This window comes from Ruegeria sp. HKCCA5763, assembly GCF_013034545.1.
Lineage (GTDB): Bacteria > Pseudomonadota > Alphaproteobacteria > Rhodobacterales > Rhodobacteraceae > Ruegeria.
Map to the genome: position 1 here is coordinate 1 of NZ_WQGF01000032.1, position 5,796 is coordinate 5,796.

Below are 5,796 nucleotides of genomic sequence, written 5' to 3' on the forward strand. Positions count from 1 at the left end.
AAATCCTCCGCTACGCAATCAACCTAGTCTGTTCCATGGGTGCTGATGGCGGACACACCGAGCGATTTAAAGAAACAAATGGATGAATAAGCGCCTCGACACCCAGTACTTGGGGCAAAACTGAGGTCAAATATCGCCCGAAGCCCAAAAGGGAGCCGTTACACTTGAAACCAATTGTTGCGGTGCAGCTAAAGTTGGGTTTGTCCGCAAAGCGGCCGTTCACGCCATGTAGAGCGAATGCCCGCTTCGAGCCACGGAACGGACGTTTGAACCAGTTATGGCGACCGGTTATGTCGTGTCAGTCCCGTAAATATCGCACTTGCGTCAGAATCCTGCGCGCGGTTCTTTGAAAGTCTTTTGTCGGAGAATGACCAAGTTCACGGCAGTAGCGCTCACTAAACACTATTTCCACATACTCTGCCGTCTTCGATTTTGTTCGCGATCCCAAACAAATCAAAGTGTAACCTTCCATGGCAAAGGTTTTGCCGATGTGACCGGGCACTCCCTTGTCTGTAGACTTCCATTGGAACCCACCGCAAATCTCACCGGCTGGAACGAAACCACTGGGAAGCGATGAGGTGCTGGAACTCACTACACGGTCGTTCCGCTCCTCTGTTCCACCAGCGTCTCGAACCGTGCATTGACTTCAGCGGCTCGAACGCGGGCAGTGTTGCGGTCACTGGTCTTGAGGCTCTGCTTCAGCGCCTGAGCGCCCAGCGCGAGAGCAACGTCAACTGGATAGTTGCGCCGATAGAGCCACGTATGGCCCTTCAGATAGGCATAGCGAATGTGAGCAGACATGGCCTCCTCCTTTCAGATTTGGAATGTGGGATGGGATCAGGTGTCTGAGACGAGTCGAACGATCATCTCGAGGGCCGGTTCGCCGTAGGAACCAGCCAAAGGACCGGTGACGGCATGGCCGGTCACGCAGTCTTCAAACACCTCTTCCACGCGGAACAGATGTTCAGGAACGTCATCGAAGGCGCGGACGACCACGACGTCACCGGGGGTCAGCTCCAGCTCAGTCATCGTCGGGCCTCCACGTCCAGAGAACCGACAGCAGAACCAGCGCCGAGACAGCGGGATGAGACCGCGCGACCACCCAGAGCATCGTCGTCAGGACGGCCTTGGGCGGTGGGCGCAAAAGAAAACCCCCGACGAGAACGCCGAGGGCAGACAGGTACTTCATGGATCAAACTCCTGCAGTTGCTTCTTTATCTAGATGCAGGGGTTCTCTCGGTTTCTGGGGGGACGGACGTTCAGGGTTGCTGCGCGGATGGCGGGTTTGCGGACGAAGCTGTTGTTCGCTGCTTTGCAGCAGTCAGCTTCTGCACAAAACTATGATAAAGCGGTTACATTCAGAATTTCAGTTCCTGTGAACGCCTTTGCCGCCGCCACTGTTTCCGCCCTTGCCGCCTTTGCCGCCGCCACTGTTTCCGCCCTTGCCGCCTTTGCCACCGCCACTGTTTCCGCCCTTGCCGCCTTTGCCGCCGCCACTGTTTCCGCCTTTGCCGCCAGGCTTGCTTCCGGCCTTTCCACCTCCACGGTTTCCACCTTTACCGGGCTGGCTACCTTCATTGTCTACGCCTTTGCTACCGCCAACGTTTCCGCCTGTACTGCTTTTGCTGCCACCACTACTGGCATTGTTTTTGCCGCCGCCAGCGCTTGTCGAATTGCTTGCAACTTCAGTAGTGACGCCGCTGCCCACACTGTTTCTGTCAGAGCCAGCTTTGGTACTCTCACCACGTTCTATTCCCGAATTGAAGATACCCGACAACTTACCGAACAGATTGCCGTGTTGCATGGGAGGCTTTGCCAATACAGCTCGCGCAACAACCTGGGGCTTGGCCACTGTTGGCGGCTTCTGAAAAGAGGGCGCCGATTTAGCTCCATCTCCGGACACCCAGAGCTCTAAAAGCCCCCGTTTTGGTGACGGTACGAAACTGGTAAAATCTCGTGCGACGCCGTCGAAAAAGTTCGCCAAGTCCTCCCCCATACGCTGGTCTTCTAGATGGTAGAAGCGTACTTGCGTATTTTTTATTGTGAAGGGTGATGACGCAACGGATTCCACCGAAATTCCCTCTGCCTCAAATCGTTCTAGGACACTTCGGCGACGCTCCTGTGGAAGGTTCTTCGGTAAATGCACGACAATGAAAGTTTCGCTTTCCAAAGAAAGTGGTGAGGCCCAAAAATCTGATAAGGTAAAGGATGCCGGGTCCACCTCCTTGAGAAGTGACGCTGACTTAATTGAGATTGGCGCCGGAGGGCTGGGCCAGTTTTCAGTATTGGACACTGTTATGTAGTCGGGGAGTTCCAAGACTGGGCTATATTGTGCAATTGCGGGTCGTTTTCCTGCATGGCCTGTCTGGATAACATGTATGGTTTCTTCACCCGACACCATTTCAATTGGTTTTGAGAATTTAGAGAAGGCTTCCGGTCGCTCTTCGATGTGCGGCAAAGTCATGCTTCTCAGCGTGGTATTCGTCATTTTGGGAACGGAAAGCTTTGGTTGTGAAGGAGCAGGTGAGATACGAATGTTGTATCCGTTGCTTTGGAATGAAGATCGATAGTTTGAAATGTTTTTGCTAAAACTTACAATTTGCGCTTGGAAATGGCTGGAGTTCGCGTACAGCAATCCAACGGGGGCAATGAGAAAGGCCAAAAGAACTCCAAGTTGTGGGTTCATCCACGTTCCTGATTTCTTGGAAAAGCTAGAAGTTTCAGTGGGCGTTTTAACGGGAACAATTATTGCTTCGCGTGACCTGAGAGATTTTGCTTTACCTGACTGTTCGACATCTATTTTTCTCTTGGAAGTAGGACGAGAAGAGGCGTGTTTCCTTGGTTTTTCGGCATTGGTCAGTGTAAATTGGGTCAACTCTTCGGCAGGTGGTTCTTGGATAGGCTTTTTGACCTCGACTTCATCAATATCCGAAGCCCAGGACATGACATTCAGCTTTGTTTGACCGTCCGTGCCAATAACAAGCTTGGCTTCATTATAAGTCGTATCAAGCTTTTTCCGGACACCCAGAACTTTTAGAGTTTCGGTGCCCTTTTGGCTATTTGGAACTTTTTGCTTGGTTATTTTTTGCAGTACTTCTTCACGCTGTGCGCGGGTAATCGCCATTCGCGTGAGCATATTGTTCTGACGATTTTTTTTGTCGGAAACGCCCTTTTTCTGATTTTGGTCAGGAGACCGGTTCAGCAGTACTTTTTCTCGCTGTTTTCGCGCTTCGGCTAATCGTTTTGCCCATTCTTCAGGGTCATAGGGAAGATTACCGTGCTCAGCGTGGTGTTGTTCCGCGATATTTTCATGTTCAGTCACAACTTAGCTCACTAACTTTTGGGCCAAGCAGCTAAATTGTGTCCTAGAGAAGCGGAGCGTTAACCGAATTTGGCGCATCGTCTGTTTGCTAGGGGGGCGCAATGGGCTCAAGAGAAGCAATTTGTCGTGTTTTTGTCAACAATTATAGAGTTTTTAAGCCAGATTTTGACCAAGTATTAACGCTAAATGAGTGGCCGCTTTGGGCTCGGTGCGGTCATTCGGCAAAATTTTGTGAATGACTGCATTCCGGACGAAGCTGCCGCCCGAGAAAATCGCCACACACTCAAGGCTGCTTAGAACAGGTTATTGGTTTCAAGCTCGTGAAGTGGAGTTGCTGCCAGTAGTCGTCGATAGAGCTAAGATCGTGGCCAAAACACACCAATCACGGTTTTCCAAACTCCTTCAGATCCACGAACCCGTACCAGGGGTTCCAGTTTTCAGCGACGTCAACCAAACCCTTTTCGGCAACAAACCGATCATAGGCCTTGATCAGCTCGGCCAGTGTCTCCGGGTGCTGATCTTCAATCGGCGTGGTTTCGCCGGGGTCATTCAGAATGTCATAGAGATGTCATTCCCCATCGCCCCACATGCCCTTTCGCACGCGCAACGCTTTGAGGTTGCCCTGCACCACGTAGCCGTTCCCGAATAATTCAAAGACGTAATGATCGTCCTTGTTGTGGGTGCTGTCGGTTTCGCCTGACAGATAGGGCCGCAATGATATCCCGGACGCAGGGATGATCTCGCGTCCTTTGTAAGTGTCGCTGGGGCTCGACACGCCTGCCAAGTCGAGGATCGTAGCCGGGAGATCTTTTACGTTGGCAAATTCCGATGTGCGCACACCTTCGCGTGCGAACTCCATGTTCTTGGGCGGGACGATGACCACCGGCACGCGCACGCCACCTTCGCTGACGAACCATTTATACCAGCCCAGCGCGCCTGCCTGCGCATGGCTCCAGTTCGTGCCCGTAAACGCGTAGACATCCCCATCCCCTATGGCTTCAGGATCGGGGTTGGACACACTGTCGAACCACGCGGCCAGACCTTCGTTGGAAAGCGGACCTTCAGTGTCCTGCCCTTCTGGGCCATTGTCGGACATGTAGATGATCAGCGTGTTGTCGAGTTCACCCGTCTCACGCAGAAAATCCAGTATTGCGCCGACATGCTGATCCTGCGACTCGATCATCGCCGCATAGGTCGACATATAGAGCGCCTTGCGACGTTTCTGCTCGTCATCCAGATCGTCCCAATTGGAGACTAGCGGATTTGCCCCCCAGGGCGGCAGCGGTGCGCCTTCGGGGATGATGCCATTCGCCTGCTGCTGTTCCCATCGCTTCTTGCGCAGACCTTCGTATCCCTGCTCCAGATAGTACTCCGCATGCTTGGCTACGAGCGACTTGGGTGCCTGCAGCGGAGCATGTGGCGTCGTGTAGGCAACATAAGCAAAGAAGGGTTTGTCGGCGGCCTGTGCCTCGGACATGTATTCCAATATCCGCGCGGTCCAGAGGCCATCCGAGTACACGCCCGTAGGCCGGTCAACCTGAACGCCGTTTTCGTAGTACTTCTCCTTGGGGATCTCACCCTTTTCCGCCGCTTCAACATGCTTGGGGTCGAGCTGGTTCAGGATCGAGATGTTGTCATTCCAGTGATTGCTGCCACCGCCCAGAATCGCGTAGCTGCGGTCAAAGCCCCATTCATGCGGCCCCTGCCCACCTGCGGCCTTGCCACCCAGATGCCACTTGCCGACCATCATGGTCATGTAGCCTGAGTCCTGCAGCAATTCCTGCACGGCGACACCACGACGCGTTAGGTAGGTCTCATACCCTTCAACGCCCTTGGTTTCGGGATATACGGCATAGTCAAACGTCGCCAAACCCACATCGACCGGATCGTTACCTGTCAGCACCATGGACCGCGACACAGAACAGACCGGCGCGGCATGAAACCGGGTAAAGAGCGTACCTGCCTCTACCAGCGCGTCTATGTTCGGCGTCTGGATCGGGCTGCCCGCAAAGCCAAAGTCGGAAATCGTGGCATCATCGGCAAGGATCAGCAGCACATTGGGGCGGTCGTCTGCATGTGCCGGTGCTCCAATGGCAAAGGCCGTGACCAATGCTGCGACGAAACTGCGGGTGCGGTGAAAGAGTGCGGTCGGTCTGACATTCATTGCTGAGGCGCTCCATCTGTTTGCTGATTGACCCAATCGATGACCATCTGCGCGAACGCCTCATGCGCATCCTGATAGCAGTAGTGCCCCGCGCCTTCGAAAATCTGCAGCTGGCTGTCAGGCAATCGCTTGGCGAGGCGATGCGCGTTGTCGACGGGTAGTATCTGATCTTCGCCGCCCCAAAAAATCTTGGTCGGGATCGCGATTTGCTCAAGTCGCGGGTCCACGGTGGCGAGGCTTTCCGGGTAGAACCGGTGTCCGCCATCAGCACCCATGGAACAGACTAGGTTGATTGCGTAGCGGAGGATTT

The 5,796-nt window shown here is 53.8% G+C and carries 6 protein-coding genes; all 6 read right to left on the minus strand.

Going from position 1 to position 5,796, the window contains the following annotated elements; genetic code table 11:
- Nucleotides 1–591 precede the first annotated feature (591 nt).
- Nucleotides 592–801, minus strand: coding sequence for a DUF6538 domain-containing protein (locus tag GOV89_RS22600; RefSeq protein WP_171239148.1), 210 nt, complete (start codon nt 799–801; stop codon nt 592–594).
- Between the two features lie 36 nt (nt 802–837).
- The gene (locus tag GOV89_RS22605; protein WP_171239149.1) at nt 838–1,029 is read right to left on the minus strand and encodes a hypothetical protein; all 192 of its coding nucleotides are present in this window, start codon (nt 1,027–1,029) and stop codon (nt 838–840) included.
- On the minus strand, nt 1,022–1,189 hold the full coding sequence (locus GOV89_RS22610) for a hypothetical protein (RefSeq protein WP_171239150.1): 168 nt from the start codon (nt 1,187–1,189) through the stop codon (nt 1,022–1,024). The genes GOV89_RS22605 and GOV89_RS22610 overlap by 8 nt, the downstream gene beginning before the upstream one ends.
- A gap of 177 nt (nt 1,190–1,366) precedes the next feature.
- Nucleotides 1,367–3,322, minus strand: a complete 1,956-nt coding sequence (locus GOV89_RS22735) for a hypothetical protein (RefSeq protein ID WP_217352199.1) — start codon at nt 3,320–3,322, stop codon at nt 1,367–1,369.
- A 568-nt stretch (nt 3,323–3,890) separates the two neighbouring features.
- Nucleotides 3,891–5,486, minus strand: coding sequence for a sulfatase-like hydrolase/transferase (locus GOV89_RS22620; RefSeq protein WP_171239151.1), 1,596 nt, complete (start codon nt 5,484–5,486; stop codon nt 3,891–3,893).
- On the minus strand, nt 5,483–5,796 hold a 314-nt coding region (locus GOV89_RS22625), incomplete at its 5' end, for an alpha/beta fold hydrolase (RefSeq protein WP_171239152.1). The genes GOV89_RS22620 and GOV89_RS22625, both read right to left, overlap by 4 nt.

What these genes read in the sequence shown, in the direction of transcription:
- GOV89_RS22610 (WP_171239150.1), bottom strand. Translation starts at nt 1,189, where the DNA reads ATGAAGTACCTGTCTGCCCTCGGCGTTCTCGTCGGGGGTTTTCTTTTG.
- GOV89_RS22605 (WP_171239149.1), bottom strand. Translation starts at nt 1,029, where the DNA reads ATGACTGAGCTGGAGCTGACCCCCGGTGACGTCGTGGTCGTCCGCGCC.
- GOV89_RS22600 (WP_171239148.1), bottom strand. Translation starts at nt 801, where the DNA reads ATGTCTGCTCACATTCGCTATGCCTATCTGAAGGGCCATACGTGGCTC.
- GOV89_RS22620 (WP_171239151.1), bottom strand. Translation starts at nt 5,486, where the DNA reads ATGAATGTCAGACCGACCGCACTCTTTCACCGCACCCGCAGTTTCGTC.